This is a genomic window from Halopseudomonas salegens, assembly GCF_900105655.1.
In the GTDB taxonomy this organism is placed as follows: Bacteria; Pseudomonadota; Gammaproteobacteria; order Pseudomonadales; family Pseudomonadaceae; genus Halopseudomonas; species Halopseudomonas salegens.
The window spans coordinates 2,774,265-2,797,421 of sequence record NZ_LT629787.1; the positions used below are offsets into that span (position 1 = coordinate 2,774,265).

Annotated in this window: 26 protein-coding genes and 1 tRNA gene; 22 read left to right on the top strand and 5 right to left on the bottom strand. The window is 59.9% G+C overall.

Features of this window, described 5'->3' with window-relative positions; all coding sequences use genetic code 11:
• Positions 1–13: 13 nt before the first annotated feature.
• Genes yajC through queA form a run of 3 tightly spaced genes read right to left on the bottom strand, consistent with a single transcriptional unit; the run spans position 14 to position 2,576 of the window.
• Positions 14–343, bottom strand: coding sequence for a preprotein translocase subunit YajC (gene yajC, locus BLU07_RS12785; protein WP_092387526.1), 330 nt, complete (start codon positions 341–343; stop codon positions 14–16).
• A 59-nt stretch (positions 344–402) separates the two neighbouring features.
• Positions 403–1,521, bottom strand: a complete 1,119-nt coding sequence (tgt, locus tag BLU07_RS12790; RefSeq protein WP_092389847.1) for a tRNA guanosine(34) transglycosylase Tgt — start codon at positions 1,519–1,521, stop codon at positions 403–405.
• A gap of 5 nt (positions 1,522–1,526) precedes the next feature.
• A complete protein-coding gene (gene queA / locus BLU07_RS12795) occupies positions 1,527–2,576 on the bottom strand; it encodes a tRNA preQ1(34) S-adenosylmethionine ribosyltransferase-isomerase QueA (protein WP_092387528.1) in 1,050 nt (349 codons plus the stop codon).
• 123 nt (positions 2,577–2,699) lie between these two features.
• Here queA and BLU07_RS12800 point away from each other — a divergent pair.
• The 21 genes from BLU07_RS12800 (at position 2,700) to BLU07_RS12900 (ending at position 20,042) form a co-directional block, all read left to right on the top strand.
• A tRNA-Leu gene (locus BLU07_RS12800) sits at positions 2,700–2,786 on the top strand.
• A gap of 171 nt (positions 2,787–2,957) precedes the next feature.
• Positions 2,958–3,626, top strand: coding sequence for a beta-ketoacyl synthase chain length factor (locus tag BLU07_RS12805; protein ID WP_092387530.1), 669 nt, complete (start codon positions 2,958–2,960; stop codon positions 3,624–3,626).
• Positions 3,623–4,459 carry a lysophospholipid acyltransferase family protein gene (locus BLU07_RS12810; RefSeq protein WP_092387532.1) on the top strand — a complete coding sequence of 279 codons (837 nt, stop codon included), beginning with the start codon at positions 3,623–3,625 and terminating at the stop codon, positions 4,457–4,459. Before BLU07_RS12805 ends, BLU07_RS12810 begins: the two co-directional genes overlap by 4 nt.
• A complete protein-coding gene (locus tag BLU07_RS12815) occupies positions 4,380–4,649 on the top strand; it encodes a phosphopantetheine-binding protein (protein ID WP_092387534.1) in 270 nt (89 codons plus the stop codon). Before BLU07_RS12810 ends, BLU07_RS12815 begins: the two co-directional genes overlap by 80 nt.
• A 4-nt stretch (positions 4,650–4,653) precedes the next feature.
• On the top strand, positions 4,654–4,902 hold the full coding sequence (locus tag BLU07_RS12820) for an acyl carrier protein (protein ID WP_172830144.1): 249 nt from the start codon (positions 4,654–4,656) through the stop codon (positions 4,900–4,902).
• Between the two features lie 5 nt (positions 4,903–4,907).
• Positions 4,908–5,441 carry a COG4648 family protein gene (locus tag BLU07_RS12825; protein ID WP_092387538.1) on the top strand — a complete coding sequence of 178 codons (534 nt, stop codon included), beginning with the start codon at positions 4,908–4,910 and terminating at the stop codon, positions 5,439–5,441.
• The gene (locus BLU07_RS12830) at positions 5,438–7,117 is read left to right on the top strand and encodes an AMP-binding protein (RefSeq protein WP_092387540.1); all 1,680 of its coding nucleotides are present in this window, start codon (positions 5,438–5,440) and stop codon (positions 7,115–7,117) included. Before BLU07_RS12825 ends, BLU07_RS12830 begins: the two co-directional genes overlap by 4 nt.
• Positions 7,114–7,863, top strand: coding sequence for a glycosyltransferase family 2 protein (locus BLU07_RS12835; RefSeq protein ID WP_092387542.1), 750 nt, complete (start codon positions 7,114–7,116; stop codon positions 7,861–7,863). Before BLU07_RS12830 ends, BLU07_RS12835 begins: the two co-directional genes overlap by 4 nt.
• The gene (locus tag BLU07_RS12840; RefSeq protein ID WP_092387544.1) at positions 7,860–8,804 is read left to right on the top strand and encodes an LpxL/LpxP family acyltransferase; all 945 of its coding nucleotides are present in this window, start codon (positions 7,860–7,862) and stop codon (positions 8,802–8,804) included. The genes BLU07_RS12835 and BLU07_RS12840 overlap by 4 nt, the downstream gene beginning before the upstream one ends.
• Entirely contained in the window at positions 8,773–10,332 is a 1,560-nt protein-coding gene (locus tag BLU07_RS12845) for an HAL/PAL/TAL family ammonia-lyase (protein ID WP_092387546.1), read from the top strand. Before BLU07_RS12840 ends, BLU07_RS12845 begins: the two co-directional genes overlap by 32 nt.
• A complete protein-coding gene (locus BLU07_RS12850; protein ID WP_092387548.1) occupies positions 10,319–10,759 on the top strand; it encodes an acyl-CoA thioesterase in 441 nt (146 codons plus the stop codon). The genes BLU07_RS12845 and BLU07_RS12850 overlap by 14 nt, the downstream gene beginning before the upstream one ends.
• Positions 10,759–11,250, top strand: a complete 492-nt coding sequence (locus tag BLU07_RS12855) for a LolA-like protein (protein WP_092387550.1) — start codon at positions 10,759–10,761, stop codon at positions 11,248–11,250. The genes BLU07_RS12850 and BLU07_RS12855 overlap by 1 nt, the downstream gene beginning before the upstream one ends.
• A 56-nt stretch (positions 11,251–11,306) precedes the next feature.
• Positions 11,307–13,505 (top strand): MMPL family transporter, encoded by a 2,199-nt coding sequence (locus BLU07_RS12860; protein ID WP_197675008.1) that lies wholly within the window; start codon positions 11,307–11,309, stop codon positions 13,503–13,505.
• 4 nt (positions 13,506–13,509) lie between these two features.
• Positions 13,510–14,799 (top strand): NAD(P)/FAD-dependent oxidoreductase, encoded by a 1,290-nt coding sequence (locus BLU07_RS12865; RefSeq protein WP_092387554.1) that lies wholly within the window; start codon positions 13,510–13,512, stop codon positions 14,797–14,799.
• Complete coding sequence (locus BLU07_RS12870) at positions 14,800–15,348, top strand: DUF3261 domain-containing protein (RefSeq protein WP_092387556.1); 549 nt, start codon at positions 14,800–14,802, stop codon at positions 15,346–15,348.
• Complete coding sequence (locus BLU07_RS12875) at positions 15,333–16,523, top strand: beta-ketoacyl-ACP synthase (protein ID WP_092387558.1); 1,191 nt, start codon at positions 15,333–15,335, stop codon at positions 16,521–16,523. Before BLU07_RS12870 ends, BLU07_RS12875 begins: the two co-directional genes overlap by 16 nt.
• Positions 16,520–17,008 (top strand): ApeP family dehydratase, encoded by a 489-nt coding sequence (locus tag BLU07_RS12880; protein ID WP_092387560.1) that lies wholly within the window; start codon positions 16,520–16,522, stop codon positions 17,006–17,008. The genes BLU07_RS12875 and BLU07_RS12880 overlap by 4 nt, the downstream gene beginning before the upstream one ends.
• Positions 17,005–17,730, top strand: coding sequence for a 3-oxoacyl-ACP reductase FabG (fabG, locus tag BLU07_RS12885; RefSeq protein ID WP_092387562.1), 726 nt, complete (start codon positions 17,005–17,007; stop codon positions 17,728–17,730). Before BLU07_RS12880 ends, fabG begins: the two co-directional genes overlap by 4 nt.
• Positions 17,730–18,983: a beta-ketoacyl-ACP synthase gene (locus BLU07_RS12890; RefSeq protein ID WP_092387564.1), complete on the top strand. Its 1,254-nt coding sequence runs from the start codon at positions 17,730–17,732 to the stop codon at positions 18,981–18,983. The genes fabG and BLU07_RS12890 overlap by 1 nt, the downstream gene beginning before the upstream one ends.
• Positions 18,984–19,012: 29 nt before the next feature.
• Positions 19,013–19,459, top strand: coding sequence for a hypothetical protein (locus BLU07_RS12895; protein WP_197675009.1), 447 nt, complete (start codon positions 19,013–19,015; stop codon positions 19,457–19,459).
• A gap of 4 nt (positions 19,460–19,463) precedes the next feature.
• Entirely contained in the window at positions 19,464–20,042 is a 579-nt protein-coding gene (locus BLU07_RS12900) for a 4'-phosphopantetheinyl transferase family protein (protein WP_092387566.1), read from the top strand.
• A 78-nt stretch (positions 20,043–20,120) separates the two neighbouring features.
• Here BLU07_RS12900 and trxB read toward each other — a convergent pair whose 3' ends face one another.
• Complete coding sequence (gene trxB, locus BLU07_RS12905; RefSeq protein WP_092387568.1) at positions 20,121–21,068, bottom strand: thioredoxin-disulfide reductase; 948 nt, start codon at positions 21,066–21,068, stop codon at positions 20,121–20,123.
• Positions 21,069–21,279: 211 nt separating this feature from the next.
• On the opposite strand from trxB, the gene cysZ reads away from it, so the two are divergent.
• Positions 21,280–22,029: a sulfate transporter CysZ gene (gene cysZ / locus BLU07_RS12910; RefSeq protein WP_092387570.1), complete on the top strand. Its 750-nt coding sequence runs from the start codon at positions 21,280–21,282 to the stop codon at positions 22,027–22,029.
• Here cysZ and BLU07_RS12915 read toward each other — a convergent pair whose 3' ends face one another.
• Positions 22,030–23,139, bottom strand: a complete 1,110-nt coding sequence (locus BLU07_RS12915) for an NADH:flavin oxidoreductase (protein WP_092387572.1) — start codon at positions 23,137–23,139, stop codon at positions 22,030–22,032.
• Positions 23,140–23,157: the final 18 nt, after the last annotated feature.

Consider the following 23,157-nt stretch of genomic DNA (forward strand, 5'->3'; position numbering starts at 1 on the left):
GAAAACAGGAGAATCAGATGGCTTTCAGCGTGCCTTTGGGCAATGCTGCGACCACTGAGCCTTTCTGGAATTTGAGTTCCTGGCCATCAGCCACTTCCAGCACGATAAACTCGTCAGTGACTTTCTTGATCTTGCCAAGAATGCCACCACCGGTGACCACTTCATCACCGACACTGAGGCCGCCAATCAGATTTTTATGCTCTTTGGCCCGCTTCGCCTGTGGGCGCCAGATCATCAGATAGAAGATGACCAGAAAACCGACCAGAAAAATCCACTCGAAACCAGCGCCACCGGCCGGTGCAGTCGCAGACTGCGCCATGGCGTCAGAAATGAAAAAACTCATGTGATACTCCCGTCAAACGTCAATAATAGAAAAGGTTAATGGGGCAATCCGGGCGCAATTCAAGTCGCTAGCGGCGGAACCGGCAGACCGAGTCGGGCGTAGAAGTCGTCCACAAAGTCGCTCAATGTACCCTGTTGGATGGCACCACGCAAACCGGCCATAAGCCGCTGATAATGCCGCAGGTTATGGATCGTGTTGAGCATGCTGCCGAGCATCTCGCCACACTTGTCGAGATGGTGCAGATAAGCCCGGGAAAAGTGCTGGCAGGTATAACAGTCACAAGCCGCGTCCAGCGGATTCTGGTCATGCCGATGCACGGCGTTGCGAATCTTGATCACACCGCTGTCGATAAACAGATGCCCGTTGCGCGCATTGCGCGTCGGCATCACGCAGTCGAACATATCCACACCCCGACGCACACCTTCAACCAGGTCCTGAGGCTTGCCGACCCCCATCAGATAGCGCGGCTTGTCCGCCGGCATCTGACCAGGCAGATAATCCAGCACCTTGATCATCTCTTCCTTGGGCTCACCCACCGACAGACCACCGATTGCCAGACCGTCAAAGCCGATCTTGTCCAGCCCCTCGAGCGAGCGCAGGCGCAGATCCTGATACATACCACCCTGAACGATGCCGAAGAGGGCCGACGGATTGCCCTCGTGGGCATTCTTCGAGCGCTGCGCCCAGCGCAGCGACAGCTCCATCGAGCGCGCAGCAACATCATGCTCCGCCGGATAGGGCGTGCACTCGTCAAAGATCATCACAATGTCCGAGCCCAGTTCACGCTGTACCTGCATCGACTCTTCCGGCCCCATGAACACCTTGGCGCCGTCGACCGGTGAGGAGAAGTACACGCCCTCCTCCTTGATCTTGCGCATAGCCCCCAGGCTGAACACCTGAAAGCCGCCGGAGTCGGTCAGAATCGGCCCTTGCCACTGCATGAAATCATGCAGATCGCCATGTTCCTGAATCACCTGGGTACCCGGGCGCAGCCACAGGTGAAAGGTATTGCCCAGAATGATGTCGGCACCAATGGCCGCCACATCACGCGGCAACATACCCTTGACCGTGCCGTAGGTGCCCACCGGCATAAAGGCCGGGGTTTCCACGGTACCACGGGGAAAGGTCAGCCGGCCGCGGCGCGCTTTGCCGTCCGTAGCCAACAATTCGAATTGCATATCACTCATGACACATCCTCGGGGCCGCTCGGCGCCGGATTGCGGGTAATGAACATGGCATCCCCGTAACTGAAAAAACGGTATCCTTGGTCCACGGCGGCGGCATATGCCGCCATGGTTTCCGGATAGCCGGCAAAGGCCGACACCAGCATCAGCAAGGTCGACTCGGGCAAATGAAAGTTGGTGACCAGGGCATCGACCACATGAAAGGGCCGACCCGGATAGAGGAAAATATCGGTATCACCACTGAAGGGCTGCAAAGTACCGGATTGCGCTGCCGTTTCCAGTGAACGCACGCTGGTCGTACCTACCGCGATCACCCGTCCACCGCGCGCCTTGCAGGCATCGACGGCGGCAACCACCTCCGGGCTGACGTCAAGCCACTCACTGTGCATATGGTGCTCTTCGATCCGCTCCACACGCACCGGCTGAAAAGTACCGGCGCCAACATGCAAAGTGACTTCTGCCATCTCAACGCCTTTGGTCTTGATTGCTGCCAGCAGCGCCTTGTCAAAATGCAGGCCCGCCGTCGGCGCTGCCACAGCACCCGCTTTCTGAGCGTACACCGTCTGATAGCGCTCACGGTCAGCCGTTTCGTCCGGACGATCGATATAAGGCGGCAACGGCATATGCCCGATACGCTCCAGCAGCGGCAACACCTCATCAGCAAAGCCCAGCTCGAACAGCGCATCTTTACGCCCCAGCATCTCCACCCGGCTGCCATCTTCCAGCAGGATCTCGCTACCCGGTTTGGGTGACTTGCTGGCTCGCACATGGGCCAGCACCCGATGACTGTCCAGCACCCGCTCGACGAGAATTTCCAGCTGCCCACCCGTGGCCTTGCGACCAAACAGGCGCGCCGGTATGACCCGAGTGTTGTTGAACACCATCAGATCGCCCGGCTGCAGTTGGTCCAGCAAATCAACAAACTGCCGATGCGCCAGGGCGCCGGTCGGCCCATCCAGACACAACAAGCGGCTCCCACGCCGCTCCGCCAGCGGATGGTGGGCGATCAAGCGTTCAGGCAGTTCAAAGTGAAAATCACGCACACGCATGGCAGGCGCTTCATCCAGCTGAAAAAAGGGCGAGTATCTTAACGGAAAAGCGTTCCACTCACCACGCAAAGGATTGACCACCCGAATCAGGGTTCGTATACTCCGCGCCAGCCTTCAGTACAGGCCTCGGTGGCGGAATTGGTAGACGCGGCGGATTCAAAATCCGTTTCTGGTGACAGAGTGGGAGTTCGATTCTCCCCCGAGGCACCATCTGATCTTCTCGGATGGTTCCAGCTTTATCCCCTCATTGCTGTAGCTGCTGAAAACCAACCGGAAACCGGCTTTAATTCTCACGAAAAGCCCGTCACCTGTTGAACTCAGGTTGACCCCCCTTCCCGGTAAGTTACAATTTGCAACCTCTTGCCCGAAAATAGTTTGAGTATGGAAAAGCTTGCCCACATAGAAGACTGGGTTGCATGGAGTAATGCGCCTTCGGCAGCCTTCCGCTCGGCAAATGGCCAGACTACCGCGCTGTCAGGCCAATCCTTGCCGCCCATGCTCAAGCGTCGCTTGAACGCGCAGGGCCGTGCCTGCTGCGAAATCCTCAACCAGCTGATCCCGAATGCTGACTTGCCGGTTATTCATGCGTCACGCCATGGTGACTTGCAGACATCCCTGACGCTGCTGAGTGACATCGTCAGTGATGGCCATGCATCGCCTGCCCGGTTTTCCCTCTCGGTGCATAACGCGGTGCTGGGCGTCTATTCCATTGCCAGCGGCAATCAAAACAGCATGCAGGCTCTCGCTGCTCGCGGCGGCGAGTTCGATGCGGCCATGGAAGAAGCGGCAGGTTACCTGCATGACGGCCATCCCGCAGTCGTTGTGCTGTTGAGTGACGATGCAGCGCCTGTGCTGTTGTCCGGGCATCTTTCACAACCCCGGCACGCCTGTGCGGTTGGTTTGCGACTGACCTTGAGTAGCGGGCAACCCCTGTGTCGGACAGCTGCCCCCGATGTCGGCAATCCCGGCCCGATCGATGTGCTTGAATGGCTTGAAACACCTTCAGCCGAGTTGCCGGCACGCGCCCTCTGGACTCTGGGCTCGTTATGACAGTTGACCAGCTCAAGCGCGGTGTCGGCACGGCATTGTCATTCAGTGTTTTTGGCCTTGGCGGGTTGCTGATCACCCTGCTCAGCTACCCGATGCTGCTGATACCCGGCATCGAGCGTCGGCACCATTACGGGCGCAAGCTGATCCAGCTGGCTTTTCGCGGCTTTATTGGAGTGATGCGCTGTTGCGGGGTACTGGACTACCGGATTGACAATCAAGAGCTACTCAACCAGCGCGGCCACCTGATCATCGCCAATCACCCATCATTGATTGATGTGATATTTCTGGTCGCCAATGTGCCCAATGCCGATTGCGTGGTCAACGGCCACCTGGCGCGGAATATTTTTACCCGGGGACCCATTCGGGTCGCCGGATTCATTACCAACACCGACCCCCAGCAAGTCCTGGAAGCCGCACGCAGCAGCCTGGCCCGGGGCAACTCACTGGTCGTGTTCCCGGAAGGCACGCGCACGGTACCCGGAAGGCCGCTGCGCTTTCGCCGCGGCGCAGCGAATATCGCCCTGCATACCCGGCCACCTGTTACACCTGTACTGATCAGCTGCAGCCCGACCACGCTGACCAAGGGGGAACCCTGGTATCACATCCCCCGCAAGCAGGTTTTCATGCACTTCAAGGTTCTACCGACCCTGCATGATCATCTGACCGACGAATGGCCCTGTAACCGGCATGGCGCAAAGGGCCTGACGCACTGGCTGAATGATTATTTTATTCGAGAAATGGAGCAGTTCAATCATGAGCGACACCCCGAAGCGTACCCAGGAAATCAAGCAGATGATCATCGACGTGCTGGAACTGGAAGATATTCAGCCTGACGATATCGAAGCTGACGCCCCCCTGTTCGGTGAAGGCTTGGGGCTGGACTCGATTGACGCGCTGGAAATAGGCCTGGCGCTGCAAAAGCGTTATGGCATTAAACTGGACGCTGAAGATGAAAGCACTCGCACCCATTTTGCCAGCATCAACAGTCTGGTAGCACTTGTGGAGGCGCATGATGGCAACTGACGCACTGCAAAGTCGTGAGCAGATCCTGGACGAATTGCGTCGCATACTGGTCGACCTGTTTGAACTGGATGCCGACGACATCACCCCGCAAGCGAAACTGTACGAAGACCTTGATATCGACAGTATCGACGCCGTCGATCTGGTGGTCGAACTCAAGCGCGTCACCGGCAAGCGGGTCAACCCGGAAAACTTCAAGGCCGTGCGTACAGTTGATGATGTTATAGACGCGGTAGCCGGCCTGATGGCCAACTGAACTGCATGCCCGTGACACTGCGCATTCTGCTTGGCATCTTGCTGGCGTGCTGGCCATTGGTCGTCTATTTCGGACACGCCTGGCTGGGGCCCTGGCCGCTTTTGATCGCCGGTGCCCTGCTACTTGCCTGGCGCCTGCCACAGGCGCGCGGCATTGCCGTTTTCTGCGCTGTCGGACTGGTTGGCCTGGGGCTGCTCGGCCATGCCGAACTGGGAGTGCGCGCCTACCCGGTAGCCGTCAACCTGATCATGCTGGGAGTGTTCGGCAGCAGCCTGCTGCACGGCCAGCCGCTGGTCGAACAGTTCGCCCGGCTGCAGGAGCCTGACCTCCCGGCAGCCGCCGTGGCCTATACCCGCAGAGTCACCCAGGCCTGGTGTCTGTTCTTTATAGTCAACGGTAGCCTCGCGGCCTGGACTGCCCTGTACGCCGAGCTCAGCACCTGGGCGCTGTATAACGGTGTCATCAGCTACATCCTGATCGGTATCATGTTTGCCGGTGAATGGATGCTTCGGCACCGGCTGCGCCAGGAGGCGAAATGAGTTTTACCCCACTGCATGAAATGCCCTGGCGCCGGTGTGCGGCCAACTCCCCTTCCCCGGGGCCTGCCTGGGTCAATCTGGCCGAACTGAACCGCTTGATTGATCGATGGCACGCCTGGCTGCACGGGCAGCCGGACGGCAACTGGTTGTTGATCAATCGTGACCCGCTGCACTTCACCGCGGCCCTGCTGGCACTGTGGGAAAGCGGGCGCAGCGCGGTGCTGCCCGCCGACGACCGGCCCGACACCCTGCAGCGCATCGAAGAACTGGTCTCCGGCAACCTGCCGGCCTTGCCGCCGGAATATCCGGCAGACGGCGCCGTCGACATTCCCCGGCAACTGTCGCCGTCCCATCCAGCCGTTATTCTGTTCACCTCCGGCAGTAGCGGTCTGCCGGTTGCCTTGCCGAAACGGCTCGAGCAGCTGGATGCCGAACTCCAGGTGCAATCGCGGCTGTGGCCGCTGGGTACTGGCGCCGCCGTCATTTCACAGGTCAGCCATCAGCATATTTATGGTCTGCTGACCGGACTGCTGCACCCGTTGTGCAGTGGCACGCCTTTCTGTGGCAATACCAGCCACTACCCCGAAGTGCTGCTCAAACGCCTGCAGGAAGCCAGCGCTGCCACACTGCAGGCCACGGTGATCAGCTCACCCTCGGTACTGTCGCGGCTCCCCGAGAACCTGGACTGGAACGCACCGCCAGACCGACTCTTTTCCTCTGGTGCCCCCCTGGCATCAACCGATGCACAGCGCTGTGAAAGCCTGTTGCAGGCGCCGGTCATTGAAATCTACGGCAGTACCGAGACCGGTGGCATTGCCTGGCGACAACAATCCCGCCGGGCCGACTGGCGACCACTGCCCGGAGTCGAGCTCGACTTTACTCAGCCTTGCCTTGCCATTCGCTCGCCCTTTCTCGCCGAGCCTGAACAATGGTGGCGGCACAGCGATCATGCCCAGCCGACAGAGCAGGGCTTTCAGCTCCTGGGGCGCGCCGACCGCATTGCCAAGGTTGGCGGCAAACGCATCTCACTGACCCGGATCGAACACGACCTGCAGCAGGCAACCGGCGTACTGACCGCCTGCTGCTCCAGCCTGGATGAACGTGATGGCCGCCTGGTTGCCGTGGTGGCAATGGAGGACAGCTGCCTGCCTCATTACCGCGAGCAGCGCCTGCAACTGACCCGGCAGCTGCGGCACCAGCTTGCTCAGTCGCTGGAGCCGATCGCCATTCCGCGGCTATGGCGGTTTGTCCGCCAGCTGCCCAGCAATGCTCAGGGCAAGCTTGACCGCAGCCTGCTGGAAAAACTCTTTGCCGACCGGCATGACAGAACGCGCCCCCGCTGGCTTGGACTGACAACCCTGTCTCCGCACCACGCCAGGCTGGAACTGGAAGTCCCCGAACACCTGGTATATCTGGAAGGCCACTTCGACAGTTACTCACTGGTTCCCGGCGTGGTGCAGATTCAATGGGCCATCGACCTGGCGGAAGAGCAATTTGCCTGCTGCTGTCAGGTCGCCGACATGGACCGTCTCAAATTCCAGCAGCCGCTGCGCCCGGGCATGCGATTCACCCTGGAACTGGAGCTCAGCGCCAGCGCCCTGCGTTTCAGCTTCGACTCCTGCGAGGGGCGCCATAGCAGTGGAACACTCAAGCGCCGGGCGGAAACGAGCGCATGAGTACTCTGCAACCCTGCTTTCTGATTCCGGTATACAACCATCCGCAAACGATCGCTGCCGTGTGTCAGGAGCTCGCCGTCTATGATCTGCCGATTCTCCTGGTAGATGACGGTTCCGATCCTGCCTGTGCGGCAGTACTCGATGAGTTGCAGGCCAACCAGGGTCACAGCTTGTTGCGTCTGCCACACAATGCCGGCAAGGGGGCGGCTGTTCGGACCGGCCTGTTTGCTGCCCAACGCCAGGGTTTCACCCACGCCCTGCAGGTGGATGCCGACGGCCAGCATGACATAGCCGACCTGCAGGCCTTTCTCGAGGGTATGCAGCAGCAACCGAATGCGCTGATTGCCGGTTATCCGCAGTATGATGACAGTGTCTCGCGGCTGCGCTTCTACGGCCGCTACGCCACCCATATCTGGGTCTGGATCAATACCCTGTCGCTGGACATCAAGGACACCATGTGCGGCGCCCGCCTGTACCCCCTTGATGCATTGATACCCATGCTTGAACGGCATAGCTGTGGCAATCGGATGGACTTCGATACCGAGGTACTGGTGCGCTGGCACTGGGCCGGGCATGCCGTCTGCAACCTGCCGGTCCATGTACGTTACCCCGCTGACGGCATCAGCCATTTCCGCCTCTGGCGTGACAACCTGCTGCTTACCCGCATGCATACCCGGCTGTTTTTCGGCATGCTCCTGCGCCTGCCCCGACTATTGGCGCGCAAGCTGCGACGGAGCCGGGCATGAATCAGCATTGGGCACAGATCGGCGAACGCGGCTCACTCCTGGGCATGCGGATCATGATCACCATTGATCGCTGGTTCGGTCGCTGGCCCTTTCAACTGGTGCTGATGCCGGTGATTCTCTGGTATTTCATCAGCCACCCGCTGGCCAGAAAAGCCTCGCGCGAATATCTGCAGCGCCAGAACCCGGCCCTGCGCAGCAGGCGCCTGTATTGCCATTGGTTGAGTTACCGTCATTTTCTCGCCTTTGGCGCCAGCCTGATGGACAAGATTCGTGCCTGGAGTCGCGGCGTCAACGATGATCTGATCTGCGGCACAGGGCTCAGCGACTTTTCCCGCGCGGTGGCCGGAGGCCAGGGTGGCCTGGTGCTGGTTGCCCATCACGGCAACCTCGACATTGCCAGTGCGCTGACCGAACGGCATCCGGACCTGGAAATCACCATCCTGATGCACACCGCCAATGCCGGGAAATTCAATCAACTGATCGAACAGGTCTCCGGGCGACGCCGGCCAGACATTCTCGAGGTCAGCCAGATCACACCGGCAACGGCACAGAAGCTGGATGCGCTGATTTCCCGCGGTGGTTTTGTCATTATTGCCGCAGACCGGACTCCACATAGCAGCGGCCGAAGCAGAACACACAATTTTCTTGGCGCTCCAGCACTGTTTCCCGAAGGCCCGTTCCTGCTCGCCAGCCTGCTGCGCTGCCCGATCTACACCCTCAGCTGTGTCCGATATGGCGAGCGTTTCCGGATTGATTTCGAGCCTTTCGACGACACCCGGCAACTGAAACGCCAAGAACGGGCGCAATGGCTGCATACTGCCGGCGAACAGTTCGCCCAGCGACTGGAACAACAGGTCAATCAAGCGCCACTGCAATGGTTCAATTTTTATCCTTTCTGGCACATACACGATGACGAGCACGACAATGCAACATCCCGATAAACCGCTGATTCTCGACGGCAGCGACCTGCGCATCGAAGATATTCTCGCCATAGCCCAGGGGCAAAGCGTCCGTCTCGACAGCAACCCGCAATTCCGCCAGCGCATTGAAGCCGGCAACCAGTTTCTTGAACAACTGCTTGCCGAGGACGGCGTTATCTACGGGGTGACCACCGGCTACGGTGACTCCTGTACGCGGGCGGTACCCAGTGAAGATCTCGCGCTGCTGCCGCAGCAGCTGTATACCTTTCACGGCTGTGGGCTGGGGCAGGTACTGTCACCGAGCATGGCCCGTGCGGTGGTCGCGGTTCGACTGGTATCGCTCTGCCGGGGTTACTCAGGCGTCAGCATGGAATTGCTTGAACGGCTGGTCTGGCTGCTCAATGAAGATCTGATGCCGGTCATTCCCGAGGAAGGTTCAGTCGGAGCCAGTGGAGACCTGACTCCCCTGTCCTATCTGGCGGCGGTGCTCTGTGGCGAACGGGACATCTACGTTGCCGGAGAACGCCGACCCACCGCCGAGGTCTATGCCGAACGCGGTATCCAGCCCTACCAGCTGAAACCCAAGGAAGGCCTGGCGCTGATGAACGGCACGGCGGTGATGACCGCCTTGGCGACCTTTGCCTGGCAGCGCGCAGACTATCTCAGCCGCCTGGCGGCACGGATCACGGCACTGACCGTCTATGCCATTGATGGCAATCCCTACCATTTCGACCCGCAGCTGTTTGCGGCCAAACCCCACCCGGGCCAGAACCTTTGTGCTGCGCGTATTCGTGCTGATCTGCATGCGCCGGTAGCGCCGCGCAACTCCCCGCGCTTGCAGGACCGCTACTCGACCCGCTGCGCACCGCATGTCATCGGCGTGGTTGAAGACGCCCTGCCCTGGTGGCGGCAATTTCTCGAAAACGAGATCAACAGTGCCAACGACAATCCATTGATTGATATCGAGGCCGGCCGGGTCATGCATGGCGGACACTTTTACGGTGGGCATGTCGCCTTCACCATGGACAGCATGAAGCAAGCCTGTGCCAATATTGCCGACCTGCTCGATCGGCAACTGGCGCAACTGGTCGACACCCGTTTCAATCACGGCCTGCCCAGCAACCTGAGCGGTGCCGAACCCGCCCGCGCGGCACTCAACCATGGCTACAAGGCGGTTCAGATCGGTGCCTCGGCCTGGACCGCAGAAGCGCTCAAGCTGACCATGCCGGCCAGCGTTTTCTCGCGCTCGACCGAGTGCCATAATCAGGACAAGGTCAGCATGGGCACTATCGCCGCCAGGGATGCGTTGCGCGTACTGACCTTGTGCGAGCAGGTTACCGCAGCAACACTGCATGCTGCCTGCCAGGGCGTGGAGTTGCGCAGCCAGCTGCCCGACAGCCCCGAGGTGCCCGAACAACTGGCGGCTTTTGTTGCCGAGTTCCGCCAGCAATTTCCCAGGCTGGGTGAGGATCGAGCGCTGGAAGCCGAACTGCGCCAGCTTTGCCAACAGATCCTCGATCGCCACTGGAGACTCTATGACGCCGAATGATCGCCCGTTACCGCGCTGTGAAATCGAGCTGGAAATCCCCTTCCATGACGTCGACATGATGCGCGTTGTCTGGCATGGCCATTACGTTCGCTATCTTGAAATCGCCCGTTGCGCGTTGCTCGATATGCTCGACTTCAACTATCTGCAGATGTGCGAGGCTGGCCACGCCTGGCCCGTCATTGATATGCGCCTGCGTTATGCCGCACCGGCAACCTTTACCCAGACAATTGCCATAGAGGCCCGGCTGACCGAATGGGAGCACCGGCTCAAAATCGATTACACCATTCGTGATGCACAAACGCGGCAGCGCCTGAACCGGGCCTGGACCGTTCAGGTCGCGGTTGGTATCGAAGATCAGGAAATGCGCCTGGTCTCACCCCCGGTGCTGGAACAGCGACTGCTGGCCTGGCAGGAGCAGCAAACCTGATGCGCTTCACCGCCATGCTGTTGCTGGGCTTGCTGTCGCTGGCGGTCAGCGCCAGTGAACTGCCTGCCTTGCCTGACTGTGGTCGCTTCGAGCAGGAGCGCTGGCTGGCCGACCTGGAAATGAGCATTGCGGCACGCGGCACGTTCAGACGCGAGAATGATGGCCTGATCTGGCATTTGCGCGAACCCATCGAGCGGCAACTGCAGTTGCACCCGGAGAATAATGAACTGGCCATCGACCAACGCCTGATTGCCGATTTCATGCATGCATTGCACAGCGGTGATACCCACGCAGTCAGTGACCATTTCGCGCTTGATGACAGCCAGAATGATGGCCTGCTGCTGACGCCACACAGCGATGAGTTGCGCAGCATGCTGGAGCATATCCGGGTCAGCGGCCAGCCGCTGGTAGAGCAGATCGAATTGCAGTTTGCCGATGGCGACCGCTTGCACCTGCAGCTTTCACCGTCCGCCTGCGCGGAGACTGACTGAGCATGTTGCCGGCCCCTGAGTCGAACCGGCGGTGGGCAATTCTGTGGCTAATCATATTGCTGCTGAGCACCTTGCTCCTGGTGTTTCAACTCTGGCGCGGTGCGGCATGGGATACCCGCATAACCGCCTTGCTGCCAAGCGAGACCCGTAACACCCTTCTGGAACAGTATGCGCAGCAACAGGATGAACTCGGCAGCAACCGCTTCCTGCTGTTGATCAGCGGTGAACAGGCCAGCGCCGCTGTCGCCGACCTGGAAAACCGGCTGCAACAAGCGCAGTTGATTCACGACCAGAGCCAGGCCCGCAACGATTGGCTGCCGGCCATTCAACCCCACATGGCTTATCTGCTGGCTGATACCCTGCGCGACCTGCCCGCCAGAGAATGGGCCGACCATGCGCTCGAATCCCTGTTTGCACCAGGCCGCGGCCGCAATCTCAGGCAAGACCCCTTTGCTCTGCAGACGGCCTGGATCGAGCAACTGCGTCCTGCCGGCATAGAGTGGCAAGATGGCTACCCGTTGCTGCATGCCAATGCGCAAAACTGGCTGGTCTTCAACGCTGAACTCCGTGGCAGTGCCTATGATATGGACACCCAGCAGCGGCTGAGCCACGCCCTGGCAGAGTTCGGGCAGCAGCACCCCGACTTGCAGACCATGCGCGCCGGCCTGGTATTTCATGCCGCCCATGCAGCACAACAGGCTCAGTGGGAGGTCAGTATTATTGGTGGCAGCTCATTGCTGCTGATCACCCTGTTGCTATGGAGTGTATTTCGCCGACCGACCAGCCTGCTTAGCCTGCTGTTGCCGGTTGTGTGCGGCGTGCTGTTTGCCCTGCCATTGACCTGGCTGATCTTCACGCGACTCAATCTGCTGACCCTGGCTTTCGGCATCAGCCTGATCGGCATCGGCATTGACTATGCCCTTCACGTGCAATGCTACCGGCTGACGCATCCTGACAGCGCCCTGCATAAACTCTGGCCGGCACTGCGACTGGGGCTTTTATCCAGCCTGCTGGCCTATCTGGCACAGTTGCTGACTCCTCTACCGGGCCTGCGGCAGATGGCCTGTTTTCTGATGCTGGGACTGATCGGAGCCTGGTTGACTGCTCGCCTGTGGCTGCCCCGCTGGCCGTTGCAGGGGCATAGCGGCAACCAGCGCATGGTCGCGCACTGCAACCGGTTGCGCCTGCCTGCCCGCTGGCAGGCGCCCCTGGCATTTGGCTTGATGCTCGGTTTGCCGCTCCTGCTGATCACTGCGGACGTGCGACCCAACAACGACCTGCGCCAACTGAATCCTTCTCCGGACAGCCTTGTTGCCGAGCAGAAAACGGTCATGCACTGGTTGCAGCAAGCATCCGGTCAGCGCTTTGTGCTGCTGACAGCGCAGCAGCCGCAAGCCTTGCTGGAGCGCCTGGAAGCACTGCATCCCCTGCTCAGCGAACTGCAGGCCAGCGACGAGCTGAGTGCCTTCAGTCATATTGCGCAACGGGTGCCATCCTTGCAGCAACAGCAGGCGGATCATGCCCTGATCAATCACGCCTATGCTGAAGCACTGCCCTTGCTGCTTGAGCAGGCCGGCTTGCCCAGCGAACTGATGCAACCGATCAATGCCGAGCTGGAACGGTCACAGCCCCTGTTCCCCGAACAATGGCTGGCACGTGCAGCCGGCGAGCCGGATCAGAATCTGTGGTGGCAGTCATCGGCGGGCACGCATGCAGTGATCCTGTTGGGCGATCTGAGCAACTCGGGCGAACAGCGGTTGCTTGACGCCCTGCATCAGCGCGAGATCTATCACGACCGGGTTGCCGCACTGGGGCAGAAACTGGGGCAATTGCGCGACACCGTCAGTTATTGGCTGCTGGCCGCCTGTCTGTTGCTGCTGCCACTGCTGCTCTGGCGCTACCGCCGACAAGCCTGGCGTGCGCTCTTGCCACCGTTTGGCGCCTTGCTGCTGACGCTGACCATACTGAGCTGGTCTGGGCAGGGCATCACCCTGTTTCACCTGCTGGGTCTGCTGTTGGTACTTGGCATCGGCCTGGATAGCGGCATCTTCAATACCGAACACGGGGAGCAAGGGGCCAGTTGGCTGGCCATTACCCTGTCTTGTGCTTCCAGTCTGATCGCTTTCGGGCTACTTTCTTTCAGTAGTACCCCGGCGCTTCAGCAGCTCGGCCTGACCTGCCTGATCGGCCTGTCCTCAGCCTGGATTCTGACGCTGATCAGCCGTCCTCCACTCGCCACCACACATGGAATCTGACCAGATGGAACTCAAACCCGACACCCAAGCATCCACCACCGAACATGTTGATGTCGCCATCATCGGAGCCGGCCCCTCTGGCGCCGGCGCTGCTGCCTGGCTGGCCAATCAGGGCATCACCGTCAAGGTCATCGAGCGGCAACACTTCCCCCGCTTTTCGATCGGTGAAAGCCTGTTGCCCCAGTGCATGGAGCATCTGGCCACCTGCGGTTTGCTGGAAGCAGCCACAGCCGGTGGCTATCAGAGCAAAAACGGGGCCGCTTTCACCTGGCGCGGAACCGAAACCTGCATTGATTTTCGCAACAAGTTCAGCCCAGGGCCCGGCACCACCTGGCAGGTACCACGGGCCGATTTTGATCAGCGCCTGATTCAGGCGGCTCAGGACAAAGGTGCCATGGTCGAGTTCGGCTCTCTGGTCGAGCATTTCGTTGCCGACGAGAAACAGCCCCAATTGCGAATACGTCGTGAAGATGACTCCTGCTACCAGCTGGTCAGCCGCTTCGTCCTGGACGCCAGTGGCTACGGCCGCATTCTGGCACGGCAGACAGGCCTTGCGTGTCCCTCGGTACTTGATCCGCGCTGCGCCCTGTTCACCCATGTCGCCGATCACATCGACTGCCCCAAGCATGACCGCAACAAAATCCTCATCAGTCTGCATCCGGAACTGTCCGGAGTCTGGTACTGGCTGATTCCGTTCAGCGATGGCACCGCCTCGGTCGGCGTGGTCGCCAGCCGCGAGACCCTGGAAGCCGCCGGCAGCGAAGATCGCGAGCGCTTGTGGCATCTGATCAAGGCCGAGCCGCGTCTGGGCAGCCTGCTGACCCGGGCGGAACAGATCCGCGATACCGGCCGACTCGAGGGCTATTCGGCGGATGTCGAACGCCTGCATGGCCCCGGGTTCGCCATGCTCGGCAATGCCGGCGAGTTTCTGGATCCGGTCTTTTCTTCCGGCGTGACCATCGCTCTCGATTCCGCCGTCAGGGCTGCACCACTGGTTCAACGTCAGCTGCAGGGAGAAACCATCGACTGGGATCTGGCCTTCGAACAGCCCCTGCGCCGCGGGGTCGCAACCTTCCGGGAATTTGTTCTGGCCTGGTACGACGGCCGCTTGCCAGACATTATTTTCCATCAGCAGCAGTCACCGCGTATCCGGGAGATGATCAGCTCGGTATTGGCCGGGTATGCCTGGGACCAGGAAAACCCTTTCGTAGCGGCCAGTGCGCGGCGGCTGACCAGCCTGGCTGAAGCCTGCCGTCAAAGCCCGGAGCAAACCATCAGTGAGCAGGTACTCTGAGTGACCGGCAATCGTCTACTGGTCGGCATGTTGCTGACAGTGCTGAGCCTGAGCGGATGCGCGCTGGTTCAGCAGGCGCCGGGCATACCCGCCTTGAGCACTCTGCCCGGCGAACTACCGCCAACCCAGCGGCTGACGATCAAGCACCAGCAGCAACACGAGTTGTTGGTGGCTATCGGTCAAGGGGAAGACAGTTTGCGGGTGGTACTGCTCACCGCGGAAGGTCAGCGCTTGCTGACCCTGGTGCATGATGCCGAGGGCAGCCGGTTTATCACTCAGCAAGCGTGGCAGCCGCCATTTTCCGCCGACTGGCTGATGAGCCGGCTGGCCTGGGATATATGGCCAGCAGCCACGCTCAATCAACACTGGCAGAGAAGCCGCTGGCATGCCGATGAACAGGGCGCAACAAAACGCATCTGGCGCGGCCGTACGCTGGTTTCCCGCCACCGGTCGGTGGCACAATGCCGAATAATTGAAGACTTCGAGGCAGGATACACCTTGTATCTGCAGCCGCTTGATCGCTCGGAAACAGAATGCCAACTGCCATGACCCATCACCCCGTTAAGGGCTGTCGTTTATCCGCTCCGGCCATCGTCTGCTCACTGGGGCACCGCAATGAACAGATCACTGCGGCCTTGCTGTCAGGCCAGCGGGGCCTGACCAGAAACAGTCACTGGCTGGCCGGAAAAACCCTGTCACTGGGCGAAGTTGACTACCCCTTGCCTGACCTGAGCGACATGCCCGAGAGTTTTCGTTCGCGCAACAACCAGTTGCTGGAAATGGCCTTGCAACAACTGCAGCCGGCCGTTGATGCCTTCAAGCGTCAGCAACCGCAGGCTCGCATCGGTGTGGTTCTGGGCACCAGCACATCGGGTATCGCGGAAACCGAACAAGTAATCGGCGAGCGTGTTCAGACCGGGCAGTGGCCTGCCGGCTTCCAGTACGCCCGTCAGGAAATCGGTGCCCCCGCTGAGTATGCTGCGCTTCGCCTTGGCGCCAAAGGCCCGGTCTACACCTTGTCGACGGCCTGTACGTCAAGTGCCCGCGCGCTCGCCAGCGCGCGAAGGTTGTTGCGCGCTGGCCTCTGCGATGCCGTTATAGCGGGTGGGGTCGACAGCCTCTGTTCGCTCACCGTGCACGGTTTTGCTGCCCTCGAGGCACTCAGCCCGGCCCCCTGTCAGCCATTTGCCGCCACTCGCAAAGGCATCAACCTTGGTGAGGCCGCAGCACTCTTCCTGGTGACCCCGGAATCCGGCGGCATCCAGCTCAGCGGCGTGGGTGAAAGCAGCGATGCCCATCACATTTCTGCCCCGCATCCCGAGGGGCGCGGCGCACTGAGCGCCATGCAAGCGGCCCTGAAAATGGCCAACAGAGCAGCGAACGAGGTGGGTTACGTCAACCTGCACGGAACCGCCACGCTGCAAAATGACCGCATGGAAGCCCGTGTCGTCAACCAGCTGTTCGGCGCAGACATCCCCTGCAGCTCAACCAAGGCACTGACCGGCCATACCCTCGGCGCCTGCGGCGCCCTGGAAGCCGCATTCTGCTGGCTGGGCCTGGCGGCCGGCGAACGGCTGCCACATACCCTGGATGTACCGGTTGACCCCGACCTCGCGCCGATTCACCTGGCCCGCTCGGGACGTTTGGAGACGCCTGTCATCCTGAGCAATGCCTTTGCCTTTGGCGGTAACAACGTAGCACTTTTGCTGGAGGGTGAAGCATGAGTTTAACCGCAGCCTACCCTTCCACGCCCTGCCCTGTTGCCCCCTATGTTCCGCACAGGGGTGACATCTGTCTGCTCGAACGCCTGCTGGAAGTCAACGATGATTATTTGCTGGCCGAAGTGATACCGACGGAAAACAACCTGTTTGCCCGTCCGCAAGGCATCCCTGCCTGGGTCGGAATCGAATGGCTGGCTCAGGCGGTTTCTGCCTGGGCCGGCGTACAATCCGCGCTGCACAACCAGGCACCGCAGATCGGTTTTCTGCTGGGGACGCGGCGCTATCGCTGTGACCCCCTGCACTTTGCTTTCAACCAGCCGGTCCGGGCGCAGATCATTCCCGACTTTCGCGCCGACAACGGGTTGGGTGCATTCAATGGCTGCCTGCTGGATGCCGAGGGCAATCAACTGGCCGTCGCCACCCTCAGCGTATACGAACCGCCCAACGCCGATGCCCTGCAGGCTCTGCAAAAAGGAGAAAAACCATGACCGATACCATTCTGGTAACCGGTTCCAGCCGTGGCATCGGTCGCGGCATCGCTTTGCGTCTGGCGCAAGACGGCTTTGATGTCGTGCTGCATTGCCGGCAGCAACGCAGTGCGGCCGAAGCCGTGGCCGAAGAGATTCGCGCCCTTGGCCGCCAGGCACGCATTCTTTGTTTCGATATTGCCGATCGCGAAGCTGCCAACCGCGCACTACTGGACGATATCGAGCAGCACGGCCCTTACTACGGCATTATCTGCAATGCCGGCATTACCGCAGACGCTGCCTTCCCGGCCCTCAGCGACGATGACTGGGATTCAGTCATCCACACCAACCTCGATGGCTTCTACAATATTGTCAAACCCTTGGTGATGCCGATGATCCAGCGTCGCAAGGCCGGACGCATCGTTATCATGTCATCGGTCTCCGGTATCATGGGCAATCGCGGTCAGGTCAATTACAGTGCTTCCAAGGCGGGGCTGATTGGCGCCGCCAAGGCGCTGGCGATTGAACTGGCCAAGCGCAAGATTACCGTCAACTGTGTCGCTCCCGGCCTGATCGAAACGGATATGGTTGACGAGCATGTGATCGGTGAAGCCATGAAGGCCATTCCCATGCGGCGAACCGGGACTGTCGAGGAAGTAGCCGCAACCGTCAGCTTCCTCTGCTCGCCCGATGCCGGTTACATTACCCGCCAGGTAATTGCGGTCAATGGAGGCTTGTGCTGATGTCAGCAGGATTTCGCGAGGATGGGTTAGGACGTCGCGTGGTCGTTACCGGTATGGCTGGTTTTTCGCCGATCGGCAATGACTGGCAGAGCATCCAGGCCAACCTTCAGCAGCTGCGTACCGGTGTGCGCTTCATGCCCGGCTGGGACGAATACGACGGGCTGCACACCCGACTGGGCGCGCCGGTCGACGACTTCTCCTTGCCCAGACATTACAACCGCCGCGCCCTGCGCAGCATGGGGCGCGGCGCCCGTATGGCAACCCGTGCCAGTGAGCTGGCACTGGAACAGGCAGGCCTGCTGGATCCTGACTTTCTTGGCAGCGGCAACATCGGCATTGCCTACGGCGCCTCCGCTGGCGAACCGGATGCGGTGGCCGACTTCGGCAACATGCTGATCAACAAGTCCACCGATGGTCTCAATGCCAACTCCTATATCCGCATGATGGCCCATACGGCACCGGTCAATATCGGCGTTTTTCTGGGTATTCGTGGACGTGTACATACCACCTCGAGCGCCTGCACCTCGGGTAGCCAGGGCATCGGCTATGCCTATGAGGCCATTCGTTTCGGGCGTCAGCTGGCCATGGTGGCGGGAGGCTGCGAAGAACTGTCCGCCGCTGAAGACGCAGTGTTTGACACCCTGTTCGCCACCAGCACCTGCAACGACACGCCAGAGCTCTCGCCACGTCCATTCGATGTCGCGCGGGACGGCCTGGTAGTGGGTGAAGGGGCCGGCACACTGATTCTGGAAGATCTGGAACATGCCCAACAACGCGGGGCAACCATCTATGCCGAACTGGTCGGCTTCGGCACCAACAGCGACGGCCGGCATGTGACCCAACCGGATGCCGCGATGATGGAGCAAGCCATGCGTCTGAGCCTGGCGGATGCCGGCCTGACGGCCGACAGGATTGGCTATATCAGCGCCCATGGGACTGCCACTGATCTGGGTGATGTTGCAGAAAGCCATGCTACCTATGCTATTTTCGGCAACAAGGTCCCGGTAAGTGCCTTCAAGAGCTTTACCGGCCACACTCTGGGGGCTTGTGGCGCGCTGGAAGCCTGGGTCGCCATCGAAATGCTGCGCACCGGCTGGTTCCACGCCTGTGCTAATCTGGACAATCCAGACCCGGCCTGTGCGCCGATAGATTTGATCATGCATGAAGCACGCTCAATTGACTGTGATTACATCATGAGCAACAACTTTGCCTTTGGCGGTATCAACACATCGCTGATATTCCGCCGTTGGTAATTTGCCCTCGTATGCAACAGGAGAAAACCATGAAAAAAGGAATGACTTGTCTCGCTATCGCCCTTGTCGGCCTCACCATGATCGGAACTGCGCAGGCCCGCGATACCCAACACCTGCTGCCGGTTGAAGAGGCCATGAACACCTCGGATGCCCGTGCAAAGCTGGATCCGAACATCCGCTTTTTCTTTGCGGATACCCCGCATCCCCGCGTAGTGCGCGATCATGGCAATTTTGTCACCAACAAGAAAACCAATGCCTTTGGCAAGTCCGATGAGGAAGCATGCAAGTGGGTCATGCTGTCGGCACTGATCAGCCTGCAGGATCGGGTCAAGACCGAAGGCGGCAATGCGGTCATCAATATTGAAAGTTATTACAAGTCCAACCCGATGGTCTCCCGCACTGAATACGAGTGCCAGGCCGGTGCCATCATGGCCGGTGTCGCGCTGCGCGGCGATGTAGTCACCCTCGCCGAATAACCCGGTGCCCATCCAGTTGCTGGCAGCCAGCCTGCCGGCCGGACATGATGGAGCCGCCGCCTCGCAACTCGGACGGCAATTGCTGTCCGGGTTGTGCCGGCAACGGGGCTGGGACTGTCCGCAGGAAGACTGGAGCCCAAGAGGGCAACCACCTGATCACCCGCTGCTGCCTGACGGTCAATATGCCGGCATCAGTCATAGCGCCCGTCTGGTCATTGCCGGGCTGGCAAGCGAACCTTTCGGACTGGATCTGGAATATCACCGCCCCCGACGTACCAGCCGTCTGCCGGAGATGCTTGAATTTCTCCCCGAGGCCGCAATCCGCAAACGCATCCAGAACGCGCAGGACCCCACAGCCGCCTTTTACCGCTACTGGACTGCCCGGGAAGCCATTTTCAAACAGGCAGGCAGCCGTTATGCACACCTGTTTGCCGTTGATCTCGAACAGGCACTGGAAAAGACGGATCTGAGCATTCGCGTCTGGCAGAGCGAGCAATGGAGCTTTGCTCTGACCAGCAACAGCCCGCTAGCCATTACATTGCCTGCACCGCTGGATACTCTGCAAGCGGCGATTCTTGACTGACCACGACCGACCAGGAACGGATGGCAGCACACTAAAAAGCCGCCCATCAGGGGCGGCTTTTTGTGCACACCACAGGGCTCACTGCTCGTCGAGAAAGCGCTCGGCGTCCAGTGCGGCCATACAGCCGGAACCGGCTGAGGTGATGGCCTGGCGATAGACGTGATCGGCCACGTCACCCGCTGCAAACACACCCGGGATCGTGGTCTGGGTTGCGTTGCCCTGGGTGCCGCTCTGGATCGTCAGATAGCCGTCTTTCATCTCCAGCTGGCCGGCAAACAGGTCGGTATTGGGTTTGTGGCCAATCGCGATAAAGACCCCGGTCAGGTCGAGCTCTTCAGTACCGCCGGCATTCAGCTTGATGCGCATGCCCGTCACGCCCATCTCGTTACCCAGAACTTCATCCAGGGTCGCGTTGAGCTTGAGTTCAACCTTGCCTTCGGCCACTTTGGCCATCAGCTTGTCGACCAGGATCTTTTCCGCGCGGAAGGTATCGCGGCGATGCACCAGGGTGACTTTTTTGGCGATATTGGCCAGGTAGAGGGTTTCTTCCACGGCAGTATTACCACCCCCTATCACGGCAACGTCCTGGTTACGATAGAAAAAGCCATCACAGGTCGCACAGGCGGATACGCCCTTGCCCATAAAAGCGTCTTCCGACGGCAGGCCGAGATATTGCGCGGAAGCACCGGTAGCAATAATCAGGGCATCGCACTGGTATTCACCACTGTCGCCCCAGAGGCTGAACGGGCGTTTGTTCAGGTCGACCTTGTTGATATGATCAAAAATGACCTCGGTCTCGAAGCGCTCGGCATGCTGGCGCATACGCTCCATCAGGTCCGGCCCCTGCAAACCTTCAACATCGCCCGGCCAGTTGTCGACATCAGTCGTTGTAGTGAGCTGGCCGCCCATCTGCATACCGGTGATCAATACCGGGGTCAGGTTGGCGCGGGCCGCGTAGACAGCGGCAGTGTAACCGGCTGGACCAGAACCCAGAATGATCAGACGGGAATGGCGTACCTCGGACATAAAGCCTCCAGAAACAATACGTTAAAAGCATGCAGGGCCGAAACTGGCACATCGACGACAGTCGGCCGAAAAAAATTTGTCAGGCATGGTATGCCAAAATCAACGTCAAGGGGTATTTCAATAGCTTCATTGGCGGCATAGTTTACCGCTATGATCACGCCTTCACAGCCCTTGGACGGGTGATAGCCATCGTTTCCAGAATGGAGTTCACATGCCAGAACAACCCCAAGTACTCAGTGGCAGCAATTACCTGCGCGCCGGCTGGCAAGCCATGTGGCAACCCGGCTTGCGGCGTTACGTGTTGATTCCCGCTGCGCTGAACACGGTATTGTTGATCAGCCTGATCAGTTGGGCCGGGCACACGTTCAATGTCTGGCTGGGCCAGATGATGAATTCCCTGCCTGAGTGGCTGGGGTTTCTGCAGTGGTTGCTATGGCCATTGTTTGCGCTGCTGATACTGGTAATGCTGTTCTTCACCTTCAGTATGCTGGCAAACCTGATCGGCTCACCCTTCTATGCGCTGCTGGCGGAAAAACTGGCGCTGCGTCAGCGTGGTGAGGCACCTCAGCCCGGCAGCTGGCGCGACTGGGTCTGGCTGGTACCACACAGCATTGGTCGTGAGCTGGCCAAGCTGGTTTATTATTTCCCGCGTTTGCTGGCTTTGCTGCTGTTGAGTCTGGTACCACTGGCCAATGTGTTGGCCACGCCGCTGCTGCTGGTATTCGGCGTGTGGATGATGGCAGTGCAGTATCTGGACTATCAGGCGGACAACGATGGTGTCAGCCTGGGCCAGCAACTGGGTTGGATGCGCCAGCGACGCAGCCTGATGTTCAGCTTCGGGCTGCCCGTGTATGTGGGCAGCCTGATTCCCTTGCTGAATGTTCTGATCATGCCGGCTGCCGTAGCTGGCTCGACCCTGCTCTGGGTCGAGCACTATACCCGGCAGCCGAAACTCATTTGATCAGGACAGTTCGCCTAGGGCTTCGCGACTGAACGGCAGGATGTCGGTATAGCGACCTTCACGCACCTTGGCCGACCACTGCGGATCAACGATCAGTGCGCGGCCGACGGCGACCAGGTCAAACTCACCCTGATCCAGACGCACCAGCAGATCATCAAGGTTGGCGGTTTTCGCCACCTTGTCAGTCTCGACCATGTACTCGAGAAACTCACTGTCCAGGCCAACGCTGCCCACGGTGATGGTCGGTTTGCCGGTCAATTTTCCGGTCCAGCCGGCCAGATTGAGGTCGGAGCCTTCAAACTCTGGCTCCCAGAAGCGACGCTGCGAGCAATGGAAGATATCCACGCCTGCGGCGACCAGCGGGGCAAGGAACTGCTCCAGCAGTTCGGGAGTCGGCGCCAGCCGGGCGGTGTAATCCTGCTGCTTCCACTGCGAGAAACGGAAAATGATCGGGTAATCCGGGCCCACTGCGGCCCGCACGGCCTCGATAATTTCCACGGCCAGTCGGCCACGGTTTTCCATGCTGCCGCCATACTTGTCGGTACGCTGGTTGGTTCCTTCCCAGAAGAACTGGTCAATCAGATAACCGTGAGCGCCATGCAGTTCGACAGCATCAAACCCGATGGCCTTGGAGTCCGCAGCAGCCTGGGCAAAAGCCTGGACCACATCATCAATATCAGCCTGGGTCATGCCGTGTACCAGCACAGTATCGCCCTTGACCTTCTCCATCGGGCCATAACCGGGTACATCTTCATCCGGCTTGGTGCCCAGGCGGCGGGTGTTACCCACGTGCCACAGCTGCGGAGCAATCTTGCCGCCCACGGCGTGAACCTCGTCAACCACCTTCTTCCAGCCGGCCAGTGCGTCTTCACCATGGATACGCGGAATGTTCGGGCTCATGGTCGCCGCCGGGGTCCCTACCGTGGTGCCTTCGGTGACGATCAAACCCACACCGGCTTCAGCACGACGACGGTAGTACTCGGCCACATTGTCACCCGGCACACCATTGGGAGAAAACTGGCGGGTCATGGGTGCCATGACGATGCGGCTATTCAGGGTCAGCGGACCGTACTGGAAAGGGGCAAACAAGGAACCGGTATCAGCGGACATAGATAACTCCATGGTTAG